The organism is Corynebacterium sp. HMSC055G02 (genome assembly GCF_001809065.1).
In the GTDB taxonomy this organism is placed as follows: domain Bacteria; phylum Actinomycetota; class Actinomycetes; order Mycobacteriales; family Mycobacteriaceae; genus Corynebacterium; species Corynebacterium jeikeium_D.
This window is the reverse complement of the sequence record NZ_KV795633.1, coordinates 24120-50418: the sequence shown is the minus strand read 5'-3', so window position 1 is coordinate 50418 and position 26299 is coordinate 24120. Positions and strand designations below refer to the sequence as shown.

At 58.6% G+C, this 26299-nt stretch carries 25 protein-coding genes and 1 tRNA gene; 16 read left to right on the top strand and 10 right to left on the bottom strand.

The features are described 5' to 3' along the window. Window positions 1-6 precede the first annotated feature (6 nt). The 8 genes from ahcY (at window position 7) to secA (ending at window position 10895) form a co-directional block, all read left to right on the top strand. Entirely contained in the window at window positions 7-1461 is a 1455-nt protein-coding gene (gene ahcY / locus HMPREF2547_RS00525) for an adenosylhomocysteinase (RefSeq protein WP_070604412.1), read from the top strand. 45 nt (window positions 1462-1506) lie between these two features. Then, complete coding sequence (locus tag HMPREF2547_RS00520) at window positions 1507-2136, top strand: dTMP kinase (protein ID WP_069359479.1); 630 nt, start codon at window positions 1507-1509, stop codon at window positions 2134-2136. Between the two features lie 54 nt (window positions 2137-2190). After that, window positions 2191-2865, top strand: coding sequence for an MtrAB system response regulator MtrA (gene mtrA / locus HMPREF2547_RS00515; RefSeq protein WP_048731669.1), 675 nt, complete (start codon window positions 2191-2193; stop codon window positions 2863-2865). Between the two features lie 78 nt (window positions 2866-2943). After that, entirely contained in the window at window positions 2944-4617 is a 1674-nt protein-coding gene (mtrB, locus tag HMPREF2547_RS00510; protein ID WP_070429795.1) for an MtrAB system histidine kinase MtrB, read from the top strand. Then, window positions 4618-6459 carry an LpqB family beta-propeller domain-containing protein gene (locus HMPREF2547_RS00505; RefSeq protein ID WP_049193303.1) on the top strand — a complete coding sequence of 614 codons (1842 nt, stop codon included), beginning with the start codon at window positions 4618-4620 and terminating at the stop codon, window positions 6457-6459. It abuts the gene before it with no gap. 493 nt (window positions 6460-6952) lie between these two features. Next, complete coding sequence (locus HMPREF2547_RS10550; RefSeq protein ID WP_141737802.1) at window positions 6953-7210, top strand: hypothetical protein; 258 nt, start codon at window positions 6953-6955, stop codon at window positions 7208-7210. A 161-nt stretch (window positions 7211-7371) separates the two neighbouring features. Further along, window positions 7372-8031, top strand: a complete 660-nt coding sequence (hpf, locus tag HMPREF2547_RS00495; protein WP_016422210.1) for a ribosome hibernation-promoting factor, HPF/YfiA family — start codon at window positions 7372-7374, stop codon at window positions 8029-8031. A 161-nt stretch (window positions 8032-8192) separates the two neighbouring features. After that, complete coding sequence (gene secA, locus HMPREF2547_RS00490) at window positions 8193-10895, top strand: preprotein translocase subunit SecA (RefSeq protein WP_070545755.1); 2703 nt, start codon at window positions 8193-8195, stop codon at window positions 10893-10895. 3 nt (window positions 10896-10898) lie between these two features. On the opposite strand, the gene HMPREF2547_RS00485 is transcribed toward secA, so the two are convergent. After that, on the bottom strand, window positions 10899-11522 hold the full coding sequence (locus tag HMPREF2547_RS00485) for a hypothetical protein (protein ID WP_049172812.1): 624 nt from the start codon (window positions 11520-11522) through the stop codon (window positions 10899-10901). Between the two features lie 288 nt (window positions 11523-11810). Here HMPREF2547_RS00485 and HMPREF2547_RS00480 point away from each other — a divergent pair, with 288 nt between their 5' ends. The 4 genes from HMPREF2547_RS00480 to HMPREF2547_RS00465 all read left to right on the top strand — a co-directional run bounded on the left by HMPREF2547_RS00480 (window position 11811) and on the right by HMPREF2547_RS00465 (window position 15516). Continuing rightward, on the top strand, window positions 11811-12221 hold the full coding sequence (locus tag HMPREF2547_RS00480) for an HAD-IA family hydrolase (protein ID WP_038627918.1): 411 nt from the start codon (window positions 11811-11813) through the stop codon (window positions 12219-12221). Further along, entirely contained in the window at window positions 12221-12712 is a 492-nt protein-coding gene (locus tag HMPREF2547_RS00475) for a DUF6912 family protein (protein ID WP_049172814.1), read from the top strand. Before HMPREF2547_RS00480 ends, HMPREF2547_RS00475 begins: the two co-directional genes overlap by 1 nt. A gap of 329 nt (window positions 12713-13041) precedes the next feature. Beyond that, the gene (locus tag HMPREF2547_RS00470; protein ID WP_049172816.1) at window positions 13042-14106 is read left to right on the top strand and encodes a flavin reductase family protein; all 1065 of its coding nucleotides are present in this window, start codon (window positions 13042-13044) and stop codon (window positions 14104-14106) included. 69 nt (window positions 14107-14175) lie between these two features. After that, complete coding sequence (locus HMPREF2547_RS00465; RefSeq protein WP_049172818.1) at window positions 14176-15516, top strand: fatty acid desaturase family protein; 1341 nt, start codon at window positions 14176-14178, stop codon at window positions 15514-15516. Here HMPREF2547_RS00465 and HMPREF2547_RS00460 read toward each other — a convergent pair. Genes HMPREF2547_RS00460 through aroA form a run of 3 tightly spaced genes read right to left on the bottom strand, consistent with a single transcriptional unit; the run spans window position 15513 to window position 19412 of the window. Continuing rightward, window positions 15513-16898: a chloride channel protein gene (locus HMPREF2547_RS00460; RefSeq protein ID WP_049172820.1), complete on the bottom strand. Its 1386-nt coding sequence runs from the start codon at window positions 16896-16898 to the stop codon at window positions 15513-15515. The genes HMPREF2547_RS00465 and HMPREF2547_RS00460 overlap by 4 nt on opposite strands. After that, on the bottom strand, window positions 16885-17931 hold the full coding sequence (rsgA, locus tag HMPREF2547_RS00455) for a ribosome small subunit-dependent GTPase A (RefSeq protein WP_049172822.1): 1047 nt from the start codon (window positions 17929-17931) through the stop codon (window positions 16885-16887). Before rsgA ends, HMPREF2547_RS00460 begins: the two co-directional genes overlap by 14 nt. A gap of 2 nt (window positions 17932-17933) precedes the next feature. Then, a complete protein-coding gene (aroA, locus tag HMPREF2547_RS00450; RefSeq protein WP_080971514.1) occupies window positions 17934-19412 on the bottom strand; it encodes a 3-phosphoshikimate 1-carboxyvinyltransferase in 1479 nt (492 codons plus the stop codon). A gap of 70 nt (window positions 19413-19482) precedes the next feature. On the opposite strand from aroA, the gene HMPREF2547_RS00445 reads away from it, so the two are divergent. Beyond that, the gene (locus tag HMPREF2547_RS00445; protein ID WP_049193311.1) at window positions 19483-20178 is read left to right on the top strand and encodes an SOS response-associated peptidase; all 696 of its coding nucleotides are present in this window, start codon (window positions 19483-19485) and stop codon (window positions 20176-20178) included. A gap of 39 nt (window positions 20179-20217) precedes the next feature. Here HMPREF2547_RS00445 and ybaK read toward each other — a convergent pair whose 3' ends face one another. After that, on the bottom strand, window positions 20218-20730 hold the full coding sequence (gene ybaK, locus HMPREF2547_RS00440) for a Cys-tRNA(Pro) deacylase (RefSeq protein WP_070604410.1): 513 nt from the start codon (window positions 20728-20730) through the stop codon (window positions 20218-20220). A gap of 98 nt (window positions 20731-20828) precedes the next feature. On the opposite strand from ybaK, the gene HMPREF2547_RS00435 reads away from it, so the two are divergent. Both HMPREF2547_RS00435 and rsrA read left to right on the top strand, forming a co-directional pair. Beyond that, complete coding sequence (locus tag HMPREF2547_RS00435) at window positions 20829-21458, top strand: sigma-70 family RNA polymerase sigma factor (protein ID WP_016422221.1); 630 nt, start codon at window positions 20829-20831, stop codon at window positions 21456-21458. Beyond that, window positions 21455-21763, top strand: coding sequence for a mycothiol system anti-sigma-R factor (gene rsrA, locus HMPREF2547_RS11090; protein WP_016422222.1), 309 nt, complete (start codon window positions 21455-21457; stop codon window positions 21761-21763). Before HMPREF2547_RS00435 ends, rsrA begins: the two co-directional genes overlap by 4 nt. 152 nt (window positions 21764-21915) lie before the next feature. Here rsrA and HMPREF2547_RS00425 read toward each other — a convergent pair. The 4 genes from HMPREF2547_RS00425 to HMPREF2547_RS00415 form a co-directional block, all read right to left on the bottom strand. Further along, window positions 21916-21988, bottom strand: a tRNA-Ala gene (locus HMPREF2547_RS00425). 364 nt (window positions 21989-22352) lie between these two features. Beyond that, the gene (locus HMPREF2547_RS11085) at window positions 22353-22427 is read right to left on the bottom strand and encodes a 50S ribosomal protein bL37 (protein WP_014300525.1); all 75 of its coding nucleotides are present in this window, start codon (window positions 22425-22427) and stop codon (window positions 22353-22355) included. 76 nt (window positions 22428-22503) lie between these two features. Further along, a complete protein-coding gene (locus HMPREF2547_RS00420; protein WP_016422223.1) occupies window positions 22504-22773 on the bottom strand; it encodes a WhiB family transcriptional regulator in 270 nt (89 codons plus the stop codon). A 484-nt stretch (window positions 22774-23257) separates the two neighbouring features. Beyond that, entirely contained in the window at window positions 23258-24364 is a 1107-nt protein-coding gene (locus HMPREF2547_RS00415) for a diacylglycerol/lipid kinase family protein (RefSeq protein ID WP_246819583.1), read from the bottom strand. A 100-nt stretch (window positions 24365-24464) separates the two neighbouring features. Between HMPREF2547_RS00415 and HMPREF2547_RS00410 the strand changes: the two genes are divergently transcribed. Further along, a complete protein-coding gene (locus HMPREF2547_RS00410) occupies window positions 24465-24923 on the top strand; it encodes a hypothetical protein (protein WP_236658477.1) in 459 nt (152 codons plus the stop codon). On the opposite strand, the gene HMPREF2547_RS00405 is transcribed toward HMPREF2547_RS00410, so the two are convergent. Then, window positions 24920-26251, bottom strand: a complete 1332-nt coding sequence (locus HMPREF2547_RS00405; protein WP_070604405.1) for an Rv3212 family protein — start codon at window positions 26249-26251, stop codon at window positions 24920-24922. The two genes, HMPREF2547_RS00410 and HMPREF2547_RS00405, sit on opposite strands and share 4 nt — an antisense overlap. Between the last annotated feature and the right edge of the window lie 48 nt (window positions 26252-26299).

The following is a 26299-nucleotide window of genomic DNA, read 5'->3' as shown; positions in this document are numbered from 1 at the left end:
CGTTACATGTCCTCGAAGAACATTGATTTCAAGGTTGCAGACCTCTCCCTGGCTGAGGCCGGTCGTCACCAGATTCGTCTGGCTGAGCACGAGATGCCAGGTCTAATGGCGCTGCGCGAAGAGTACGCGGAGCAGCAGCCACTGGCCGGTGCCCGTATTTCCGGCTCCATTCACATGACGGTTCAAACCGCAGTGCTCATCGAGACGTTGACGGCGCTGGGCGCACAGGTCCGCTGGGCCTCGTGCAACATCTTCTCCACTCAGGATGAGGCCGCTGCGGCAGTCGTCGTTGGGCGAAACGGCACTCCGGAGGACCCGCAGGGTGTTCCGGTTTTCGCTTGGAAGGGCGAGACGCTGGAGGAGTACTGGTGGTGCCTCGACCGCATCTTCGACTGGGGCGATGAAGATGCCAACATGATTCTGGACGACGGCGGCGACGCCACCATGGCTGTTATTAAGGGCATGGAATTCGAGGATGCTGGCCTGGTGCCGCCAGCAGAAGAGTCGGATTCGGACGAGTTTATTGCCTTCAAGGACATGCTTCGCGCCAGCCTGGAGAAGGATGCCGGCCGTTGGCACCGAATTGCAAAGTCGGTCAAGGGTGTCACAGAGGAGACCACCACTGGTGTCCACCGCCTCTACCACTTCGCAGAGCAGGGCGTGCTGCCATTCCCGGCCATGAACGTCAACGATGCGGTCACCAAGTCCAAGTTCGATAACAAGTACGGCACCCGCCACAGCCTTCTGGACGGCATCAACCGCGGTACCGACATGCTGGTTGGCGGCAAGAATGTGCTGGTTTGCGGTTACGGCGATGTGGGTAAGGGCTGCGCGGAGGCGCTGGCGGGGCAGGGCGCTCGCGTTCAGGTCACCGAGGCCGACCCGATTAACGCATTGCAGGCATTGATGGACGGTTTCGACGTCGTCGCTACTGAGAGCGTCATCGCAGATGTCGACATTGTCATCACCGCCACAGGCAACAAGGACGTCATTACTTTCGAGCACATGCAGCAGATGAAGAACCACGCGCTGCTGGGCAACATCGGCCACTTTGACAACGAGATTGACATGCACAGCCTGCACCACCGCGATGATGTCCGTCGTGTGGAGATCAAGCCGCAGGTCACCGAGTACATCTTCCCGCATGCAGACGGCGAGGAGCGCTCTCTGATTGTGCTTTCCGAGGGGCGTCTGCTCAACCTGGGCAATGCCACCGGACACCCGTCCTTCGTAATGTCGACCTCCTTCGCCGACCAGACAATCGCGCAGATTGAGCTCTACTGCAACGGTGATAAGTACGACAACACTGTCCACCGTCTGCCGAAGATTCTGGATGAGAAGGTCGCTCGCATTCACGTCGAGGCACTCGGCGGTGAGCTCACCCGACTGTCCAAGGAACAGGCCGAATACATCGGCGTTGACGTCGAGGGCCCGTATAAGCCAGAGCACTACCGCTACTAGTTCTAGCCAAGGCTAGGCCGTAGCCATGTGTGCGAGGAGAAGAATTTGATTATCGCAGTCGAAGGAATCGACGGTGCTGGCAAGAACACGCTTGTCACAGCTGTTACCAATCAACTCCGAAGTCAAGGGCACTCCGTTTCATCGATGACCTTTCCGGCGTACCGGCAGACAATCTTCGCTGATTTCGCCGATCAAGCCTTGCACGGTCAGCTCGGCGACACTGCGGACTCCGCCTGGGCAATGGCACTCCTGTTCGCTCTGGACCGCAAAGAACGTCGTCAAGCGATTGTTGATGCAGCGCGCGAGAACGATGTTCTGATTATCGACCGCTACGTCGCGTCCAACGCGGCCTACTCCCTGGCTCGCACACAGGATTCGGCGATCGTTGAGTGGATTGAGAAGACCGAATTCGGAGATTTCCAGCTTCCGCTTCCCGACGTTCAGGTCTGTCTGGCCACGTCGGTGGGAGTGGCAGCCGACCGCGCACGCAATCGGGAAGCCGCTGATGTGCAGCGAACTAGGGATACCTACGAAAAGGACTCGGGTTTGCAGGAGCGCACGCTGGCGGCGTACCAGAAGTTCGCGGGGGGCTCGTGGCAGTCACCATGGTTGATGCTTACGGGGGATGATGGGGCGGACCGTCTTGTGGAATGGATCAGTGCACGCCTGCGCTAGCCACCTCAACCGGAAACTACAGAACTAGATAGCTTTACGTTTAGAATATGACGCATGAGCTCAAAAATCCTGGTTGTTGATGATGATCCGGCCATCGCCGAAATGCTCACGATGGTGATGGAGCGCGAGGGCTTCGACACAGTAGTAGTCGACGATGGCCTCGAAGCTGTCAAGGCAGCAGAGCGGGAGAATCCAGATTTGATTCTGCTGGATCTCATGTTGCCGGGCATGGGTGGTGTCGATGTCTGTCGCACTGTGCGAGAGACATCGGCGGTGCCGATCATCATGTTGACTGCGAAGACCGACACGGTCGATGTGGTCCTCGGCCTGGAATCCGGTGCGGATGACTATGTCACGAAGCCCTTTAAGCCGAAGGAGCTCGTGGCGCGTGTGCGCGCTCGGCTGCGTCGTCAAGAGGACAGCCCGAGTGAGACCCTCGAGGTCGGCGACCTGACTATCGACGTGCCCGGTCACGCCGTGTTCCGCGATGGCAAGGAGATTTCTCTGACCCCGTTGGAGTTTGACCTATTGCACACTCTTGCTTCCCGTCCGAAGCAGGTCTTTTCCCGTGATGAGTTGTTGGAAAAGGTCTGGGGATATCAGCACACCTCGGATACCCGACTCGTCAACGTTCACGTTCAGCGTCTGCGCTCGAAGATTGAATTGGATCCGGAAAACCCCCAGATTGTGCTGACCGTCCGCGGTGTCGGGTACAAGACGGGTGACTAATCAAGGTCAGTCAGCTTTAGTGGGAGCCGATTCTTGCGTCGATTAATAACGAAGCTTCGAGACTTCACCAACAGGGGAGTGACCTGGGCGGTTACGCTCTGGCGCACGTCTATCCAAGCGCGCATTCTGACCTCTGTGGTGGTACTGAGCGCGATGGTGATTGCGGTACTCGGTTTCGCGCTGGCGACTATTGTTACCCAGCGGCTTATCGACGCAAAGGTTACCGCTGCCGACGAGGAAATTGACCGTGCTCGCGCGGTGGTGGAGCAGGCGATTGAGAACTCTTCGTCCAACGAGCTGCAAGCTCTTCTCAACGTGGGGCGCGATGCCCTTGTGAACCGTGCAGCCGGTTCCGGTGCTGCGCCACTGACAAGTTATGAACCGCTGCTCGTGGCGCCGGTGCCACGAGGCACGGTGTTGGCTTCATCGCCGATTAAGGCCGATGTTCCAGAACGATTGCATGAAGTAGTCCGACAAGGGCAAATTGCGTATCAGGTACGCCAAGTCACTGATAACCGCGGCGATACGTACTCGGCGTTAATTATCGGTAGCCCTACTTCTACCTCGGTTGATGGGCTCGAGCTCTATCTGGTCACCTCTATGGCTGCAGAGGAATCGACTATTAAGTTGGTTCGTGGTCTCCTCGCCGGTGCGACAGTAGTCATCATGGCGCTTCTCGGCGGTATTACTTGGTTCTTCTCCAATCAGGTGACGACACCAGTGCGTTCCGCCGCCCAGATTGCCCAGCGCTTTGCCGACGGCCACTTGCGCGAACGCATGGTCGTGCAGGGTGAAGATGACATGGCGCGACTGGCCATGAGCTTTAACAAGATGGCCGAATCGCTGTCGACGCAGATTAGACAGCTGGAGGAATACGGCAGTCTGCAGCGACAGTTCACCTCCGATGTCTCGCATGAGTTGAGGACGCCTCTGACCACGGTGCGTATGGCCGCCGACCTTATTGCTGACGGCGCTGAGGACCTCGATCCGGCGACTCGCCGCGCAGCTGAGCTGATGAATGAGGAGCTTGAGCGTTTTGAGATGCTTCTCAATGACCTGCTTGAGATCTCACGCCACGATGCCGGCGTTGCTGATCTGTCCGCAGAAAAGGTCGATGTCCGTCGCTGCGTGGATGCTGCCTATCAGCAGGTAACGGTCGTGGCTAAGGAGACCGGTACACCCATCCGCTTCCACCTGCCCGATGAACCGGTAATGGCAACAGTCGACTCGCGTCGTATCGAGCGCGTGCTACGCAACCTTATGGCCAACGCTGTTGACCACAGTGAGGGCAATCCGGTGGATGTCACAGTGCGGGCGAGCAATTCCGCGGTCTCGTTTACGGTCGTTGACCACGGTGTGGGGCTAAAGCCGGAACAGCAAGAGCTGGTGTTTAACCGGTTCTGGCGCGCTGACCCCTCGCGTGTCCGACGCACCGGCGGGACCGGACTTGGCTTGGCGATCGCGCGTGAGGACGCACAATTGCATGGTGGGGAACTGGAGGCATTTGGCGTGCCGACGGTCGGTAGCTGTTTCCGCCTGACTGTGCCACTGGAGCCTGATGCGAGCTTCGGTGAGCATCCGCTCGGCCTGGAAGTTCCGCCGCTGCCCGATCAGATTCCGCATCAGCAGGAAATTGGTGCACGGGAGTTGGAATCGGATTCGATTGCACCGCAAGTCAAGAGCCAGGATCAGGGTAAGGGGCAGCCGACTAGCGATAGCGAATCCCGACAGGCACGAGAGGAGGATATTTAAATGACGGCGCAGCAACAGTCAAAGGCTCGTCGCGTCCTGCGTAAGACAGTGGCGCTTAGCTCAGTGATCATTTTGGGCACGGCCGCAGGATGTACCACCATTCCGAGAAACACCAGCCCCCAGGTGCTGCGTCCGTTTGAGCCGCCCCAAGTTCGTATTGAAGTTCCTCAGCCACGACCGAATGTCAATGCAGACATTGTCCTGCGCGACTTTTTCGCCGCGGCCGCGCATCCGGTTGATGATTTTCAAGCTATGCGTGCCTTCATGACCCCGGAACTTGCGGCCAGTTGGAAACCGCAGGATAGTGCCCGCATTCTCGACGGTGTCAACCTCATCGCCCAGAGGGATGAAGGAGGATCGCGACAGTCCTTCGTTGCCCGAGGTCGCAGCGTTGGTCAATTCGGTACTGATGGTGCGTATGAGCCCCAGTCCGGTGACTATGAGGAAACCGTGGAGATGAAGCTTGGTTCGGATGGGCAGTGGCGCATTTCCTCGCTGCCCGACGGTGTTGTCATGGAGCGTCAGGCATTCCTGGAAAACAATGTGCCTCGCAATATCTATTTCCTCGATCCGGCGGGTAATCATTTGGTCACAGATCGTCGTTGGCTCTATCGTGGCGTCACCGATGGCGCGACCAATCTGTTGACGAAGCTGAAGAACGGCCCATCAGCACCACTGCGGCCGGGCGTCACCACCGTGCTCAAGCCCAATGCCTCAATTGCGGTGGAAGCAGGACCTGTGTCCAACGCGGACGGTCGCAGGGTCGAAATCACCGGATTGGGTGATGTTTCCGAGGAACTGCGTGTCATGCTCGCGGCGCAGATTATCTGGACTCTCGACTCGGCAGATTTCCGTGGTCCGTGGATCCTCATGGCCGACGGCGAACCACTAGTTGCCAGCCACGACGAGCCGTGGACGAAGGACACCGACACAATCCAGCTCTACGACCCGAATCATCTACCGGCTGATAACGCACCGTTACGGACGGTCGACCGCAGCGGTATCTACGAGATCGCTGACGGCCACGCCACACCTGTGGGACGCGGCTGGACCGCCAGCGGCAGCACCGCGGTGTTCTCCGCGGCAGTGGGCACCAACCCCAACGGCAGCGAGCTCATTGCCGCCGTGTTCCGCTCGGCCGTGGATGGTCGTGCTGGGTCGTATGACCTCGGGGAGTCCACATTGATGCTCGGCGGAATACAAGATCAGCCGGTTCCTGTGCTGACTGGCGAGAGTCTCACCCGTCCGACATGGTCTCCAGACGCCGAGGCGGTCTGGACAGTGAAGGACGGTACAACCGTCGTACGCCTGGTTCGGCAGTCGACGTCATCTCGGATTCAGCAGGAGGAGGTTGATACCTCTGAGCTCAATCACCTTCTTGACGGCGGCGCAGGCACGGGGCGCCCGAGCGCCGGTATTTCTGAATTCCGCGTCGATTCTTCAGGCACGCAGGTAGCGATGATTATCGCTGGTGAAGTCTATATCGCCACCATCGAAAGGCATGACGATAAACCGTGGAAGTTGACGCACCCGCGTGCTCTGCCGCTCCCTGAAAACGTTTCCCCGGTGTCGCTGACGTGGTCGCCGAATCAAACGGTCACGGTGGGCGGTTACAGCGGGGACACCCCGATGTGGAGCGCCTTCCCGGACGGTGCGACCAGCTCTGTTCTGCCGAAGCTCAACCTGACACCGCCAATTCCTGTGGTTACCGCGACCTCGTCGAAGCGTTACGCATTAGATGCCACCGGTGTTATGGAGCTGATCTCCAGCGAGGGGCAGCAGCAGTTCTGGCGCCAGGTTCCGGGTGCGCGTGGTCGAATGGCTCCGGTGTCTGTGGAATAAGCGCAAATCGGGGAGGGGATTAATGGCGCAGGGGAGGTCATCGCAGGAATTTCTGCGCGTGCTTTACGACGTTACCCGCGATGCAATCGGCCTCGTGATACCGGAAACCTGTCCGGTGTGCGGCTGCTCCGGGACGCTGTGTCGCGATTGCAAGGACGATCTTCAGCAACCTCCAGTGCGGTTTTCACCGCGGGCTGCGTTACGCGCAGCAGCGTGGACCTGCGGTCCGTACTCGGGTGCGAGGAGACATCTCATTTTGTCGGCCAAAGAACGGGGCAGTGGTGAAGCCAGACGAATCATGGGGGCCGTGTTCGCCGCTGCGGTACGAAGGCTAGCCTCTGATGGCCATATAATGCCCCCGGAAATTACCCCCGTCATTTTGATTCCCGCGCCGACAAGATCGTCATCCCGTCGACAACGGGGTGGGGACCCGGTAACAATTGCCTGCGACTTTGCTTGCAGTCAGCTCCCCTCCAGTTCGGTATTGCCCCTGGTGCGCATTGGCGGGCGCACGCGGGATTCCGCGGAGCTGGGGGCTTCTCAACGCAGACGAAATCTTTCTGGCCACATTGTGCCGCTGACGCAATTCAAGCGCGGAATTAGCGACAAGCTGCGACAACGCTGTGCGCAGGCGACAGTAATTCTGGTTGATGATGTGGCCACTACTGGTGCCACTGCAGCGGAAACCGAGTTGGTGGCAGCGTCATTGGGGATTCGCATCGACATGGTGTTGGTGCTCGCCCGGGCGTAGACGCAGGGGTGTCGTCGGCAAGCGAAAAATAAACGAGGGGAACGTGGCATTGGTTACCCCCGGAACTGTATCCTGGGGGTGCAGAAAGACTCGTCACCGTAGACGCCGTGAGTAATCCCGCTCACGGAAGGGCGGTGGCCATACCGGGAGGTAGGTAGCAAGTGTCCACCCCTGCTGACAACAACGAGGTACTCAGCCCGAACGCTCAGGTGACCATCACCGGGCGCAATGTTGAGGTTCCAGAGCACTTCGCAGATCGTGTTAAGGCGAAGCTGGCGAAGATTGAGCGCCTCGACCCGACTTTGACCTTCTTCCACGTGGAGCTCCAGCACGAGCCGAATCCGCGCCGTGCAGACCGCTCTGACCGTATTCAGATCACCGCTACTGGCAAGGGTCACCTGGCTCGTGCGGAAGCCAAGGAAGATAGCTTCTACGCTGCACTGGAGTCTGCTCTGGGCAAGATGGAGCGCTCCCTGCGTAAGGTGAAGGCTCGCCGCAAGATTAGCCGTTCTGGCCACCGTGCACCGATGTCCGTCGGCGAGGCAACTGCTTCGCTGGTTGCAGAGGCTGAGGCAGCGGCTCCGGAAAAGGCTGATCCGTACGAGGATCTGGTCGAGGACGTGACCCCGGGTCAGGTTGTGCGTACCAAGCAGCACTCCGCAACTCCGATGACGGTGGAAGATGCTTTGTCTGAGATGGAGCTCGTCGGTCACGACTTCTACCTCTTCGTTAACGAGGCAACCTCTCGTCCGTCCGTGGTCTACCGTCGTCACGCATACGACTACGGTCTGATTGAGCTGGCAGACGAAGACGAGAAGTAAGTCTTCACCAAAAAGAGCACGCAATACCGCGCAGAGCTGTGTATTGGTAAGTAATTGCTCACATGAGCCCGTCTTCTCTTAGAAGGGAAGGCGGGTTCGTCGTATAATCAACCGTTGCACATTAAAGTTCGACGTGAATCGGCCGGAAAGGTCCCAATTTAGTGTTTTCGCTCAGCAAGTTGCTCCGCATTGGTGAAGGCCGCGCTGTCAAGAGGCTTGGCAATATTGCAGATCAGGTCATCGCCAAGGAAGACGAGTACGCAGCTCTTTCAGACGATGAACTCCGTGCCAAGACCGAGGAGTTTAAGAAGCAGCTGGCTGACGGTGCCGATGTAGACGATTTGCTTCTGGATGCTTTCGCCACGGCGCGCGAGGCATCCTGGCGCGTGCTGGGGCAGAAGCACTACCGCGTCCAGGTTATGGGCGGTGCGGCACTGCACTTCGGCAACGTTGCCGAGATGGGTACTGGTGAAGGTAAGACCCTGACCTGTGTGCTGCCCGCATACCTCAATGCGTTGGCAGGCAAGGGTGTTCATGTCGTTACGGTTAATGACTACCTGGCTAAGCGTGACGCGGAGTGGATGGGTCGAGTCCACCGCTTCCTGGGGCTTGAGACTTCCGTGATTCTCTCTGAGCTCAGTCCGGACCAGCGCCGCAAGGCCTATGCTGCCGACATCACCTACGGCACGAACAACGAGTTCGGCTTTGACTACCTGCGCGATAACATGGCGCATTCGCTCGACGATTTGGTGCAGCGTGGGCACCACTTTGCCATCGTCGATGAGGTTGACTCGATTCTGATTGACGAGGCCCGTACCCCGTTAATCATTTCCGGTCCGGCAGATGGCGATCCGCACTGGTACCTGGCGTTCTCCAAGATTGTGCCGCGTATGAAGCGCGACATTCACTACGAAGTCGATGAGCGTAAGCGCACCATCGGTATTCGTGAAGAGGGCGTTGAATTCGTTGAGGATCAGCTGGGTATTGCCAACCTGTATGCTCCGGAAAACTCCTCGCTGGTCAGCTACCTGAACAATGCCCTGAAGGCCAAGGAGCTGTTCACCCGCGACAAGGATTACATTATCCGCAATGGTGAGATCCTCATTGTCGATGAGTTCACCGGTCGCGTGCTGGCAGGCCGTCGCTATAACGAGGGCATGCACCAGGCAATTGAGGCCAAGGAAGGGGTGGAGATTAAAAACGAGAACCAGACGCTGGCAACCGTTACGCTCCAGAACTACTTCCGCCTCTACGACAAGCTGTCCGGTATGACCGGTACGGCTGAGACCGAAGCGGCTGAGCTGCACCAGATTTACAAGCTGAATGTCATGTCGATTCCGCCGAATCGCCCGAAGCAGCGTGAGGATCTGCCCGACCTGATTTACAAAACGCAGGAGGCAAAGTTTGCCGCTGTTGTCGAGGACATCCGCGAATGCCATGAAAAGGGCCAGCCAGTTCTCGTTGGTACGACGTCAGTTGAGAAATCCGAGTACCTTTCCAAGCTCCTGCAGCGCGAAGGTATTCCTCACTCTGTGCTGAACGCTAAGCACCACGAGAAGGAAGCTGAGATTGTCGCAGTGGCGGGTCGTCTCGGAGGCGTTACCGTGGCAACTAACATGGCCGGTCGTGGTACTGACATTGTGCTGGGCGGTAACCCGGACATCATCGCTGACCTGAATCTGCGCTCTCGTGGTCTGGACCCGGTGGAAACTCCGGAAGAGTACGAAGAGGCGTGGGACGCTGAGATTGAGCGTGTTCGTCAGCAGTCGAAGGAAGAAGCTGACAAGGTACGTGAGGCCGGTGGCCTCTACGTCCTGGGTACTGAGCGTCATGAGTCACGCCGCATTGACAACCAGTTGCGTGGTCGTACCGGTCGTCAGGGTGACCCGGGTGTTACCCGCTTCTACCTGTCCATGCGCGATGATCTCATGGTTCGCTTCAACGGTCAGCGCATGGAAGCGCTGATGAACACTCTGAATGTCCCGGATGACGTTCCTATCGACTCCAAGGTTGTCTCCAACTCCATTAAGAGCGTCCAGGCTCAGGTGGAAAGCCAGAACTTCGAAATCCGTAAGAATGTTCTGAAGTATGACGAGGTTATGAACCAGCAGCGTAAGGTCATCTACGCTGAGCGCCGTCGCATCCTCGAAGGTGAGGATTTGAAGACTCAGGTCCGTGACATGCAGGACGACGTAGTCGATGCGTATGTCAACGGTGCCACCGCTGACGGTTACGTGGAGGATTGGGACCTCGACGAGCTGTGGAATGCCCTTGAGCAGCTCTATAGCCCGACGTTTACCGCGCAAGAGCTCATTGATGGCTCTGACTTCGGTACCCCGGGTGACCTCTCGGCCGATGAGCTGTCCAAGGCTCTGCACGCGGACATCTCGGCCAGCTACGACCAGCTTGAGGATGCGGTCTCCGCAATTGGCGGCGACGACCAGATGCGCAACATCGAGCGCTTCACCATCCTGAACGTCATGGACCAGAAGTGGCGCGAGCACCTCTACGAGATGGACTACCTCAAGGAGGGCATTGGCTTGCGCGCCATGGCCCAGGCTGACCCGCTGGTGGAGTACCAGCGTGAGGGCTACGACATGTTCACCGCGATGATGGACGGCATCAAGGAAGAATCGGTTCGTCAGCTGTTCCTAATCCGTAAGCAGGTTATGCCCGCAGTGGAAAACACTGAGGGACAGGAGAATCAGGCTCCAGCTCTGCCGACGGAAGCTGCTGAGCAAAATCAGCAGATGACCTACTCCGGTCCCAGCGAGGACGGCAGTGCAGAGCAGCAGCGCGTGGATCAAGAGTCTGAGGGCAACCGAGCGCAGCGTCGGAAGGCGGCTCGCAAGCGCCGTCGCTAAGCACTAAAGCACCCGAAACGCGGTCATGGTCCATGGCCGCGTTTTTGCTGTTCCGCGGCGGAAAGTGCCCGTGAACGCGCGAACGCGCGGACCGACACGGCAACTACCCAGGAACTCGACCTTCTTGCCGTCCGCGGAAGCGCTGGCGTGAAAGGATTGCAACGCGACACCCTTGAGGCTGGTGTTCTTCGACAGCGTGAGTATCGCAGCGTGAATAATCGGGTCGATATTGATGCGACGTAGATCGTTGACTCGCCTGCGACCCGCGATGATGTCGAAGACGCGGCGAGTAATCGTGCCAAGCTCCTGTCTCAGATTCTGTTCACAGTGCTGGACGACGTGCGGTGTTTGCGGCGTCTTTTTTGCAGCAGGAGCGGCCGCGACGGGCGGTAATGCCGTCATGACAGCGGCTCCGGTGGCAGCCGAGCATCCGCTGTAGGTCGGTGCCACTTTTGCGGTTTGAGAGGCGGCGGCATTAGCTGACTGGCCGAGTTGAATTGTGTGGAGAAGCGAAAAGCCCGTTGCCGGTTCAATGGATTCCCTGCCACTGGAGCGGTGCTCAGCGGCGTGCGACAGCGCGTAAGGCATCGGTGTCTGAGATTTTGGTACGTGAGACGTTGGTGCCATGGATTAATCCCCCTAAAAACTCTCCATTGGCAAGTTCCCCCTTGCTGAAGACCATTGTCCTACAAGTGCTTTAAGTGTGCAGCTTGTGAAGGGGAATTCACGGCCGGCGTGGGGGGGATTGTGGAGAAGGCGCAGTCGCGAAATGGGCTGAGTGTTTCGCTGTTAATGGTCCTATCGGTTTCCGTCAAGGCCGTTCTGGTCGTCTACAAATGGGCGTAACGAACAGCCAATTAACACGCTGAACTGGAAAAAAGGCAAACGTGCAGGTCATGCGATAAACTACAGGCCATGCGCGGAATGATTATCGATTACTGTGGTGTCCTTGACGGCACGGATGAAGACCAGGCACGTTGGCGTAATTTGCTGGTAGAGGCGCGTGCAAATGGTGTTGGCCTGGCAGTCCTGTCGAATGACCCAGGTGGCCCATCGGCGGATCCGATTCGCAAGCTCGAAGATGAGGGCCTGGTAGACGCAGTTGTGCTCTCTGGTGAAATTGGCCATGAGAAGCCTTCGGCAGAGGCTTTTAATGCAGCCGCTGCGGCTATTGAACTGCCGGCACGGGACTGCGTGTTGGTAGATGATTCGATTGAGAACATCCATGCGGCCGTCTCTAACGGCATGGTGGGAGTCTTCTATCAGCAGTTCGACCGCGCAGTGGTCGAGATTGCCGGTCTGCTGGGTCTCGAGGGCGAGTTCTAATGCGCGTCTATATCCCAGCGACTTTCTCCATGCTTGAGGCGCTTAAGGAGGATGAGCTCTTCCACGCCCGCGGTGGTTGGGGCTTTGCTGTCACTGAAGCGCTGCGCGATTTCTTTACTGAGGGCGATGATGAGGAACTGGCAGACGTAGCCTTTGATGAGGCTGCGCGTGCGTCGCTCCGTCTGCTCGATGCCGCAGAAGAGAAGTTCCCGCACCGTCGAGTGGTCATTTCCGTTGATGTGGAGGCGGAGCCGCAGTCGGATATGGGAGATGCTGTGGTTAAGGTCGGCGGCCCAATTTCGCTTGCCGACGTTGCAGCTCTCCACATTGATGTGGAAGAGGCGGAAAGCAAGGTTGAGGCTGCGATTGATGCCGTCGATAAGGCAGATCTCGGTGACGAGGATGCGGAGCTCACTGTCGGCGATGCGCTGGAGATCCCGCTGGCGTGGTACGACGTAGCTGAGCTCGGCATGGTGGTCGACTTCCTGTAGTAGCGCGTGCTCGGCGTTAAAGAAGGGGACTGGGTTTAGGAACCCAGCCCCTTTTTTGTATGGCACAAGTGTTTTCAGTGGGGGTATAAAAGACGGGATTGTTTTGTGTGGATAAGCTCCATGTCAAAGGGGGTGTTTCGCACGGGAGTGGGGGTAATGACAATTTCGCTATTTGTGTCAAAATCATTTGTTTCTCTTGACCAATAACTTACCGCTCCGTAGTCTACGTCTAAGTAACCTACGGACACGTAATAATGAATCGGGTGGGGCATGCCTACTGATGAACAGCGTTATTACTTGTTCGCCCGTGACAGTCAGGAGGGCCAAAAATGGGGCTTAAGACCAAAGTTTCCCGGGTATTCAAGCATTTATCCACGCCACTTTTGCCCGATGATTACACGCATTTGCTAAATCCGCTGTGGTCAAGTCGCGAGCTGCGCGGTCAGATTGAGGCCATCAATCCCACATCTCCTACTTCAGCAGAGTTGATAATCCGTCCGGGTTGGGGGATGCCAACAGACTTCAAGCCAGGCCAGTTCATCGGACTTGGCGTAGAGGTCAAGGGGAAATACCTGTGGCGTTCCTACTCGCTGACAAATGCGCCGCGGCCTCATGACGGGCTGCTGACTATCAACATCCGTGCGCTAAACGACGGCTATGTGTCCCAACACCTCGTCGCCAATGTCAAGCCGGGTACTGTCGTCCGCCTGGCTGCCCCGGCTGGGGATTTCCATCTTCCGGAGCCGCTCCCAGCCCGCATTGCGTTTGTTACCGCAGGCTCCGGCGTAACTCCGGTGATTTCCATGCTGCGTGATCTTTCAGCTCGCAATGCCTCAGTGGAAGTCGAGCACATTCACTCCTACCGCGGCGAGGCAGAAGCTGTGTTTGTCAATGAGCTTCGCGAGCTGGAACAGTGCAGCGCTACTAGCGCGTTGAAGTATCGCCTGCATGCCCGGAATACGGAGACGCAGCCGCGGATTGACGCTGCGGCGGTTACCGACATCATTGCTGACTTTGGAGCGCTGGCATCGTCGGCAAGCGCCTACGCCTGTGGTCCGGTTGAACTGCTGAAAAACCTTGAGCCGGAGTTTCCCGGGCTGCGGACGGAACGTTTCACCGTTGACCGCTCGGCGGCAGGGGAGGTCGGCGGCACGGTGAGTTTAGGCAGCCGAGGCGATATCGACGTAGACGGTGCAACCACCATCCTGGAGGCGGCCGAGAGCGTCGGGGTTGACCTGCCGTACGGCTGTCGGATGGGAATTTGTGCGACGTGCGTGCAGCAGCTCTCCGACGGCGCAGCGCGGGACATCCGCACCGGTGCGACGTTTGTGGCGGGGGAGCGGGTCCGAACGTGCGTCTGTGCGCCGGCGGGGCACGCGCGTATCGAACTGTAAGTTCGCCCCACATCTATCTCAACCTGTATTAACCAGGAGAAACTACCTAAAGGAGTTGGGACCCTTCCCATGGCAATTTCTGATATCGCATCGTATGCGCACTTGAGCGAAGAAGACGTCGCAGAGATTGGGCGTCGATTTGCGGAAATCGAAAAGCAACACCGCGATTCGCTGGGGCAGAAGGATGCTCGCTACATCCGCACGCTCATCCGCATTCAACGCACCCTTGAGGTGACTGGTCGAGGTCTGCTGATGGTACCGACAGCCGGCATGGCCCTGAACAAACTAGGGATGCTGCCGAAGTCGTGGAAGAACACCGCGCACTGGGGTTTCAAATGGGCGGGTGCCTCAGCGCTGGGGCTGGCAAAGATTTTGGAAAACCTCGAAATCGGCCACAACACCATGCACGGTCAGTGGGACTGGATGAATGACCCCGAGATTCACTCGGCCACCTGGGAGTGGGACAATTCCTGCCCATCCAGCGGGTGGAAGCACTCCCACAACTTTGTCCACCACAAGTACACCAACGTGCTCGGTATGGACAACGATGTAGGATATGGCATTCTCCGGGTGACTCGTGACCGCCGTTGGAAGCCATCGACGCTGCTGCAGCCGGTGACAAACGTGGTGTTGGCCAGCCTTTTCCAATGGGCAGTGGCCTTCTATGACGTCGAGCTCGGGCGCGTGTTCGCCGGCAAGAAATCCTGGGATGAGGCCCGACCGCAGCTCATGGAGGTGCTCAACAAGTCGGGGCGCCAGGTGCTCAAGGACTACGTTCTCTTCCCGGCGATGGCGGGTCCGCGTTACCGTGAGGTGGCCTTTGCGAACATGATGGCCAACCTCGCCCGTAATCTTTGGGCCTACGCGGTCATCTTCTGCGGACACTTTCCGGATGATGCCGAGACTTTCACCAAGGAGCAGTACAACACCGAGGACAAGAGTGAGTGGTATTTGCGCCAAATGCTGGGCTCGGCGAACTTCCACGGTGGGCTGGCGCTGTCGGTGCTCTCAGGAAATCTGAATTACCAGATTGAGCACCACCTGTTCCCGGACATGCCGTCCAACAGGCTCGCGCAGATTTCGAAGCAGGTTCAGCAGATCTGCCGGGAATACGACCTGCCATACAACACGGGGTCGTTCCCGAAGCAGTTCTTCCAGGTCCAGCGCACGCTGCTGAAGTTGTCGCTGCCGGATCGTTTCTTAGTCGCTGACCCGGACAACGCCCCAGAGGTACGTTCGGAGACGGCGTTCAAGAAGTATCCGCAGGTTGAAGCGGAGCTCCAGTCCAGTTCCCCGCAACGCAAGGGCTTAGCGACGGGCCTGCGAATGCTCCGCCGTCTTCGCCCAGGTGTCCGGGAAATTGTCCGGGCCTACACCGGTCGCTCGACGCACACTGCTGCGCGCGGTTAGCCCTCGGCCCGCTTGCGAACCGCAGCCGCGACTGCTGGTTCGCGGTTCCATGGCATTGATTGCTTGTGGGGGAGCCGTAGCCAGGCGCGAATCATGGTCACGGTCAGCGTCGCAGTTGCACCAGCGAGGAAGAGTGCTAAGTAAGCCGAGGAATTCTGGCCGGTGAACTCCACGGTCACGATCAGTGCGAAAAGTGGGGCTGCCATGGACGCCGACAGGAAGGCCGCCGCGCCGAGAATCGCAAAGTCGCTCAGCGGAACTGAGGGCATCAATGGCTGTACGAAGCAGCCGACGATGAAACCGCTGAGCGCGCCAAGGGCAAAGCCGGGAGTCAAGAGACCACCGACGGCACCAGAACGGAAAGTAACGAGAACCGCGATAGCTTTCGCAATCAGCAGGATGACTGCAAAACCCAGCAGCGGGCGGTCCATGAGAACTGTGGTCGCAGCGATACGGCCATTGCCCAATACTTCTGGAACCCACAGTGAAATCACACCAACCAGTGTGAATGCGAGGGGGATGGCCCAGGCAGAGTGCCAGCCAGTCGGTGCTGTGTCCGACATTCGAGAGCTGAGAATGCGAAATGCGTAGCCAATGGCACCGCAGATAACACCGATGAGCAGTGCTGCCCCGAGGTTGCCCCAGCCGTCTGAGAGATTAATTGGGCTGTAGAGCGGGCTACTGCCGACCACGATGCCCGACGTCACCGTGGCGATGGCTGAACACGCCAGCACCACCATCACCGCGGTAATGCTCAGTGAGCCCAGCAGAATCTCCAACGAGAAAACCGCTCCAGCCAACGGGATGTGATAAATCGCCCCCAGGCCGGCACCGGCTGCTGCTGCGACCAGAATACGGCGGTGTAGCGGATCGATGCGCAGTCGATGCGACATCTGCGAGGCCACCATTGCACCGAGCTCACGCGGGGCATTCTCGCGTCCCATGGATGCACCTGCAGCGACAGTCGCCATCTGCAAAAACACATTGACAAGAGTTGACCACACAGGCATGGGGCGGCCGTGCATGCCCGCTTCAACGCTTTCAACAGGCTTCGCCTTTGTGCGAAGAGCTGCCCAGATTGGTCCTGCAATCAGCCCCGCCAACACAATTCCGACAAAGCGCTGTAAACCAGTGGTGCCATCGGTTACGACCGCTACGTCACCCTCGTGCTGCCCGTAGACCGCGTACTCGATGCCGTGCATGATCAGCGCGAGCCCGGCAGCTCCGAGCCCCGTCGCAAGACCCACGATAAGCGTGTAGATGCACAGCCGAATCCAACTGCCGGGAGCGGGGTAGAGTCCGGAGCCCGCTTTGTCCGACTCAGCACCAGCCGCGGCTTCAGAGGGCGTCTCCACAGAATCGGTGTGGCTAGTCTCTTTCAATGTCCAGCTCCCAGTCCTCGTTGTCGCTGATGGCGCTCAACAGGCGACGCACGGCCATCGCTCGACGGTGCTGAACTCCCTCCAGCTTGTCGAGGGCGCACTCTGGATCCGCGGGCGGCCCCAAATGGGTGCAACCACGTGGGCATTCATCTGTCGCTGCCTGGATATCTGGAAACGCCGCCAGCAGCGTCTCCGGTGTCACATGAGCCAGACCAAAGGAACGAATGCCCGGGGTATCAATAATCCACGACGCCGCATCGTCATCGCTTTCCGACGGCAACATCAGCGCCACCGACTGCGTGGAGGTATGGCGGCCCTTACCCACACCACTAACTTCGCCGGTCTCACGGTTGGCTTCGGGAACAATCCGGTTGACGAGGGTCGATTTCCCCACGCCGGAATGCCCAACCAAAGCTGTCACTCGTCCTGGGGCATCGATGAGTTCTGACAGAGGAGCCAAGTCATCATTAATACCGCAGACAACGACATCCACTCCGAGTGCCGAGAACTCCCCGGCAAATTCCTCTGGGTCGGCCAGATCGGATTTAGTCAGACAGAGCACGGGGCGGACACCGCCGGCGTAGGCCGCGACCAGCGCGCGTTCGACAAAACCGGTGCGAGGTTCAGGATCGGCGACTGCGCACACAATGAGCAGCAGGCTGGCATTGGCCACGACGATGCGCTCATACGGGTCATTGTCATCGGCGGTGCGACGCAAAACCGTGCTGCGCTCTGCCAGCTTGACGATGCGGGCCAGTGTGCCCGCACGGCCGCTGACATCGCCTACGACACCGACACGGTCACCGACAACGATATTGGTGCGGCCGAGCTCGCGGGCACGCATGCATGTCACTGCAACATCAGGGTTGTTATCGAGGACTACACCCCAACGACCACGATCCTTGGTCACCACCATGCCCCAGTGGGCATCGGCGTGGCGGGGGCGATCCTTCGTCCGTGGTCGCGACCCTTTACCGGGGCGGATGCGTACATCGGACTCGTCCCATTGCCGTCCACGCCTGCGTGCCGCCACTGTTATTTCCCTGCCTCGGTTCCGTTGTCCACACCATCAATTCGAGCTTCGACTGACTTTTCCAACGAACTAGGGCTGGGGGAGGCCAGTCCGAGCATCTCCAGCCAGCGCAGATCGAATCCAGGCATGGTCTTAGCAGTGGTACCGATATTTTCGACTTCCACGCCCTCCGTGCGCAGGCCAACAATGGCACCAGCGGTGGCCATTCGATGGTCGGCGTAGCTGTGCCAGAGACCACCGTGGAGCGGAACGGGGTCGATCGCAATGCCGTCGTCAAGCTCGGTCGCGCGACCGCCGAGACGGTTGATTTCCGTGGTGAGCGCGGCGAGACGGTTGGTTTCGTGACCGCGCAGGTGTGCGATACCCGTCAGCTCGGTGCGGGTAGTGGCCAAGGCGGCGATGGCCGCGACGGTGGGGGTCAGCTCGCCAACCTCGGACATGTCCATCGTGATTCCGCGCAGCTCCGACGGCTTTGGGCCCACGACGGTGAGGCTGGTGTGGCCACCTTCGTGACGGTTGAACGTCACGGTAGCGCCCATAGCGGTGAGGATCTCGCGGATGCGGTCGCCCGGCTGCGTGGTGTGCTCTGGCCAGTCGGGCACGGTGACGCTGCCACCAGTGACAGCCGCAGCGGCCAGGAAGGCGGCGGCGTTGGACAGATCAGGCTCGACCTGCCAAATACGACCCATCATTTCGGTCGGGTGAATGGTGAACGTTGTGCGTGGTCCCTCAGGTGTGTCGGCCGTGGTCTCCTCGACCTGCACACCGGCCTCGCGAAGCATGTCCAGGGTCATGTCAATGTGCGGGCGGGAAGGAATCTCACCGGTCGGGCGAAGTACCAGGCCACGGCCGTAGCGCGGTGCTGACAGCAACAGACCAGAGACGAACTGGCTCGAAGCCGAAGCGTCAATTTCCACTTCGCCGCCGATGTCCGGCAGATCTTGCTCTTGAACCGAGTCACCGAGGCGGTTGCCCTGATTCGGACCCTGCGGATTGACCGTGAAGGGAAGCCCATTGCCCGCGATGTTCACACCGAGGCTGCGCAGGGCATCCAGCACGGCCGACATCGGGCGAGCCTTGGCTTCTACGTCGCCTTCGAAGAACACCGACCCCTGCGCAAGAGCTGCGATAGGTGGCACGAAGCGCATAACCGTACCTGCGAGACCACATTCCACGACACCACCGCGAAGCATGCGTGGAGTGACGCGGAGCGTGTGGTTCGGGGCACCCGAATATGTCGAGTCGGCACTGATGTCAGTTCCCAGAGCCTGCAGTGCGCGAATCATAAGATCGGTATCGCGAGAGCGCAGAGCACCATGGATAACCGATGGTGTCGAAGATATCGCCGCGATGACAAGGGCACGGTTCGTAATCGACTTCGAGCCGGCAATCTGCACCGTGGCACTAAAAGGCTGTCGACCGGCCTCGGCACCGTCGACACTTACAGTAGGGGCGGACCAATTCTGATTTTGGGAACACACACAACCAATTATGGAACACTTTCACTCCATACCTCGACTAGAGGGGGAGTCAACGGCACAATCAGTTGGTATGTGTGGTCGTTTCGTCAATTTCACAGTCGCCGAAGAACTGCTCAGCACCACGGCTGAGATTCCCGGTTTGGCGCCCGTGCGTGCCGACGGCCCGTTGCCCACCTCCCGCTACAACATCGGACCGACCATGCCAATAGTTGCTCTTGCCCGCGAGCACCCCGGCCGCACAGGAACCATTGCTGCCACCGTGCGCTGGGGTTTAATTCCGCAGTGGGCCCGCGAAGTGCCAACAACACCTTTCTTCAATGCTCGTGCGGAAACCTGGCAGTCCAAACCGACTTTCCGGGACAGCCTGCCCTGCGCAATCCCCATGAACGGTTGGTACGAGTGGAAGAATCGCCAGCCCTACTTCGTCAGCTTCAGCGATGACGCACCGCTTTTCACCGTCGCGGGGCTGTGGGCGCGCTGGGGCGATATCGTCTCCGCCACAATTCTCACCACCGACGCCGTGAGACAGCTCGCGGATCTTCATCATCGTATGCCGCGCGTGCTTGCCGACGACGAAGTCAGTGACTGGTTGGATCTCTCGGCCTGGGCAGCAGACGGAGATGTTGGCATGACCAGCGCAGAAGTGGTGGACAAGCTGACCATCCGACCGGTCAACCGCGCCGTCGGCAATGTTGCGAATGAAGGATCGCACCTGCTGAATGGGCCCGATGGAGCAGCACCCGGCCACAACGAGGAGCTGTTTTAAGGCCGTATCAGCGGGGAGGTTGCAGGAGTAGCCGCAGGGTTAGCGGGCGATGTCGGCGACCGTGGCGTCGCAAAGCGAAACCAGATCAGCGGGTGACAGTTCGATGTCCCACCCGCGGCGACCACCGGAGACGAACACGGTGTCGGCGAGAGTAGCGGTCTCATCAATGACGGTGGGGAGCTTGCGGCGACCGCCAAGCGGGGAGATGCCGCCGGGAACGTAGCCGGTGGCAAGTGACGCGTCATGGGGGTCGGCCATCGTGGCCTTGGAAGCCCCGACAGCCGCGGCGGCGGCCTTGAGGTTGAGCATTCCGGTGGCGGGGACGACGGCGATGGCCAGCCCAGTGAGTTTGCCGGATAGCTCGATAATGAGAGTTTTGAAGATGCGTTCGGGCTCGACACCGAGATGCTCTAGTAGCCAAGAGGCGGCCTCTTCGCCGAAGTTGTCGCTGCCGTGGGGGAATTGGTGAACGTGGAAGTCGATTCCGGCGTTCTGACAGACGGCGATTGCCGGGGTGGCGGCAGCGGATTTCTTGGCGGACTTCTTCGACATAGTTTCCCATCGTTGCACACCAGTGCAGCTAAGCGACGAAATGCCTGGTGACGGGGGTCTGGCCGACTCGTGGGTGCGGATGTTTTAGGATAGGTAGCATGTCAGGTGATCAGACAGGAACATCGGCCATCCGGACTGATGAGTCGGATGAGGAGCTTGCGCAGCGCTTTGAGCGTGACGCCATGCCGCTTTTGGATCAGCTCTATGGAGCGGCGCTGCGGATGACGCGCAACCCCGCCGATGCCGAAGACCTGGTGCAGGAGACCTATATCAAGGCTTTTCAGGGCTTCCGCTCCTACAAACCGGGCACGAATCTGAAAGCGTGGCTCTACCGCATTCTGACGAATGCGTACATCAACAACTACCGCAAGGCGCAGCGTCGTCCTGCCGAGTACGCCACCGATGACATCACGGATTCACAGATCGCGGAAACCGCGTCGCACACTTCGATAGGGCTGCGCTCTGCTGAGGTTGAAGCGCTGGAAAAGCTTCCTGACGAGGAAATTCGTGACGCTTTGATGAGCCTCAAAGAGGACTACCGGATGGTGGTCTACTACGCCGATGTCGAGGGATTGCCCTACAAGGAAATCGCCGAAATCATGGGCACACCCATCGGAACTGTGATGAGTCGGCTCCACCGTGGAAGAAAACAGCTCCGAGACGCGTTGCACAACGTAGCCGTGGAACGTGGATTCTTGAAAGAAGAGAAGGGAGATTCTCCGCGATGAGCCGAGAGTCGAGCCAAGATATGGAGCAGACGCCAGAGCGCGGGCACGCCTGTGAAGATGCTTTCTGTCAGGATGTCCACTCGCGCCTACACGCATTTTTGGATGGAGAGTGTGATTCGGAGGAACGCCGCTTTCTCGAGGAACACATTCACAAATGCCCTCAGTGCTTGGAAGAGTTCGGTTCCGAGCAAGCTATACGACGGCTGCTACGCCGGTGCTGCCAGCAACCTGCCCCTGAGGACCTCCGTCAGCGCATTACCACTCGGATTCGCGTGTCCTATACGCGGGTGGAGTACCGCAGGTAGCTGCTGGCGGCTAGGTTTTGGTGCGTCATCTTTTGGCGCGTATTCCTTTGATGCTTAATGCGATGTTGCGTAATACGGTAATGCGGTAATGCGTAATGGGAAAATCCCAGGTCACGGTGATGTGGCCTGGGATATTTTTGTGGAGCTATTTGTGGAGCTAAGGGGAATCGAACCCCTGACCTTCGCATTGCGAACGCGACGCTCTACCAACTGAGCTATAGCCCCATTGCTTTCGAGCAACCTAGCTGGAGCTGCTGTAAAAGCTCTGTTTTCAGACGTTACTCCGGTGGGGTTTGGGCTCCAAACTCGCTGGTAAGGTTCTGGCGGATGGTTAATCCGGAAAGCGAGGATGCGGTATCGACGAGGCATCGAAAAGGTGTTGAAAGTGACTAGGTTTATGACAAAAAATCGCGGGTGAATTCAATTCATGTGTCATAAACCTAGTCACTTTCAGACCTGCTACCCGTTGAGGTATCCGCTGGAGGCATAAAAAACTCCACCCCGTCCCTCGGTGCAATACCGAGTTGTGCTGGAGTGGAGTGAGATGTCTTAGCCGGTGATGGCTAAGACTGCTGCAACTAAGGGCAACTTAGCTGTTCGGACGCTTGCCGTGGTTAGCCTTGTTCTTACGGCGGTCCTTGCGCTTACGGCCACGCTTGCTCATAGCTGGGCTCTCTTTCTATCGGGTTAAACAGGTATCAACCGGTATAGATTACACGGTACGAGGGTAAGTCCTTTAATTAGACCGTGGTGCTGGTGCGAGTGCGACGGGTGCGGCCGCGGTTGCGACGGCGCTTCAGTGCGCGACGCTCATCCTCGCTCATGCCGCCCCAGACACCTGCATCCTGGCCGGTCTCAAGTGCCCAGGCCAGGCACTGAGCAGTAACGGGGCAACGGTTGCAAACGACCTTGGCCTTAGCAATCTGGGCGAGAGCCGGGCCGGAGTTACCGACCGGGAAGAACAGCTCCGGATCCTCTTCACGACAAACGGCCTTGTGACGCCAATCCATGACAAACTCCTAAAACATTACGAGCCCGGGTGAGGGCAGGGTTAAATTTCCTTGCGGGAAGGCAGCTCCGGAAATGGATTTCGTCAGACACGACAAATCGCCGTATCTCAACGAAGGTTGGGGTTCATTCCCGGTTGCCCAGGGGTATTAGGCATCTTGGGAGGGGCCACCTGTTCCATCGCCTATACGGCGTGAAAGGTAGTGGGGACTCACCAAAGAGTTTGCGCCTAAAAAGGCGAGACTTGCATGGTTACACAACCAGTGAACTGCGTGCCTGTCTCGCTGACGATTTACATGTTTTCACGACTGGGACGGTTCGTAAAGAGCAAAATGAATAAAAGTGCCAAACCTCACAGAAAAGTGAAGTTTTGGTTAAAACGCCAGGTCAAAACTAGCCCTTTGTGGGGGTAAAATTAGTTTTGGTAATTGCAGTAGTGAGGGTGTATGGCGCATTTTTGTTGGCTTGTCAGTAAACAGTTGCAGTTTAAGCCGGGTTTGCCTCGGTCTTTTGGCTAGTACTGAACAGTCGGCGTGTGCGATCCATGACCTTTTTGGTCACCACAACGAGCAAGCGCTCGTCCACGGGGCGGGTAGCGACTTTCTTGGTGAACTGGTCCTCGGTGTAATCGTCGGCACGCGCCACAAAATTGATAGCGCCTTGCTTAACACGGATGTTGAGGGACTCACACTGATTGATGTACTCGCCGTCCAACTGGAGACGAAGTGGGGCAGTAGCGGTGAGCTCGATGTGCTGGGCGTTGTCGACGCGTCGTTCGCGGGCTTCGACGTGGAAGGGGGAACGCAGTCGGGTGAAGAAACCGGCCAAATTGGCTGCGGCGACAAGTCCCGTCACTCCCCTCAGGGAAGTGAAGCCATAAAAGCCCAGGCCTCTGCGTAGGGACACAGTGGAGTTGGTGACGATGGGGAGGTCGCCGAGGAATGTCCAGGGATTGGAGTTGGACACCACGGCCATTGCGAGATCACGGCCAAACTCCGTGCCGTCGATAGTTGCGGTGATTTGTGGCGGGCTTTTGCGCAACTGATTCCATGCGGTGAAAATTGCCGGCAAATAGCGCACGGCTTTGGCGCGGGTACCGTTTTGTCGGAGCTGTTCCATGGTGGAAATGACTTCCGCATCGATGCCGATACCGGCATTGACCACGAAGCATCGCTCCGCTGCATGTCCAACGCTGATAGTGCTGCGGGTTCGGGAGCGCAGCAGACTTGCGATGTACCACGCGGCATCTACGGGGTCGCGGGGAATGCCCAACGCACCTGCCAAGACGTTGGCGCTGCCGGTGGGAATTGTCGCGATGGCAGGCAGTTCAGTGGCAGGCAGTGCGGAGAATGGGTTGGAGTCCATGAGCCCATTGACAATCTCGTTAATGGTTCCGTCGCCGCCGAGGGAAATAATGACGTCGTAATCGCGAACCGTTATTCCCGCCACCATTTCCTCAGCATGGCCGGGGTAAGCGGTGAACATGGATGTCAAGCGGATCCCCTCGACTGAGCGAAGCGCCCGCACAATGCTGGGCATGCGTCGAGCAGAGTTACTGGTCGAATTCGGATTGGAGATTAGCAACGCACGCACAGGCACCAAGAGTAGTGCATGAATAGACCTGTGATGGGTGCATTGGTCGACTTGCCTCCAGAGTGTATTCATCGGTTCTCGCCGGGCTAACATGGAGGGCGTGAGTAACCAGAAAAACAGCAGCAATGCGTCCAAATCGCGTACTACTGACCAGCTTGCGGTAACTGACGGGCCGATGGCCGCACCTCAGGTTGTCATGGTCGGTGCGTGGATCGGTGTCGCCGAATGTGCCCTCGGTCTGGGCTACGGAGTCTTCCTTCTGATTCGTGATTTGATGGGGTACCGCGACGAGGCCGCGGTCATTTCCGGTTGGGGTACCGCGCTGTGGTTCCTTCTCATTTTTGGCTCTGTTCTCGCTGGTGCGATTATGTTGCTGCGTGGCGCCCGTTGGGGGCGCGGGCCGATTATTATGCTCAACCTCTGCTTGCTCGGTGTGGCCTATTACATGTTCCGCTCGAGCGCTTTTCTGCTGGCTCTGCCGACGGCGGCAGCTTCAATTGCGGCGCTGGTCTGTATGTTTAGTCCGAAGGCAATTGACTGGGCTGCCCGCTCTTTCTAAGCTTCGATGGCGAACGCGTCGACTGACTCACCGCGCTGAACCAGTAGCGTGTCACCGACAACCGCAAGGCGCACGGGCACTTCCGGCTTGTCCGCATTATTTGCTTGAGTGGACTTCGCAGCTGCAGGCAACGGGAGTGTGCCGATAATCTCCAGAGTCTTGGCATTCAATACCGCGACTCCGTCAGTGACTGGCATGAAAACATGCTCACCCCATGGAGCTGGGGTTCCTGTGGCCTCAGCAAACTCGAAATCCGGCGCCAGGGTGCTCGGGCGGAAGCCCAGTAAACCACGCGGCGACCACCACGTCATGTGATGGGGAAGATCCGTTGTAAAAGGCGCACGCGGGGCATCGCCGTTGGAGTTAGCTTCCGCCGGTGCTGGGCGCAGGGTAGTCTCATCCAGCGCCAATTCAGTCAGCATCGTGCCGTCCATACGAAAAACTCGGATGCGGTTGTCTGACAGTACCGCCGCCGTGTCCTGGCCAATCGATACCAGTGACATATCTGCAGTTGCCGGACCAAGGTCAATATCGCTCTTGACCTCCGGTTTCCGAGACTCCTCCGGATTTGCCGCCTGCATGACCAGGCGCCCGTGACCATCGCAGTTGTTTACGACGGCCAGCAGCTCCACGCGCGTGAGCGCACTGATAATCGAACACTCCGGATGCGGCTGCATCTTCGGTTCCGGAGACGCTGGAATCTTGCCGTACTCGACTACTCGGACCAGGTCAGAGCGCCACAGCTCCAGGAATCCAGAGTCGTAGACACCTGCGTATGAGTTCGAGCGCACGGCGGCAGGGCCGTCAGCCGCAATCGATTTACGGGTCGCAACATACTGTCCCGAGTCGGGCTTGAGTGCAACGGTCTCACCGCAGCCAGCTGCCCCACGAAAAGTCGCGAAAACTTGGCCATCACTGCCCGAGAGCGCACAAAGCGGAATATCTCGTCGATAGTGCCAGCGCTCCGTGCCGTCGTTAAGCGAGATAGCACGCACGCCCCGGTCCTCAGCAACGATGAGGGAGTTGTCCATCACCAGTGGCGCCGGGGAGATGGTGTGCGTGCTTGTGCTTGCCGACGATTCGGTGGACCACACCGGCCGGAGAGTATGTGGCATTGCCTCCGGATCGTTCGCGGCCGGGGCTTGCGCTGTGCTGCTCGTCGGTGCCGTGGATTCAGTGCGATCGACCTTACGAGCCGGAGAAGCGACCCATGTCCAACCGACGACTAGCACTACGGCGATGATGAGAACTACTGATGCGATTCGATTGCGGCGCAGTCGGGTCTCTGCAGTGGTGGGCTCAGCGTTGGCTTGTGGTGACTGCAGCACGGTTGGAATGTCCTGTCGACGAGTGGTCGTGGCGAGAGGTGAGGTGGG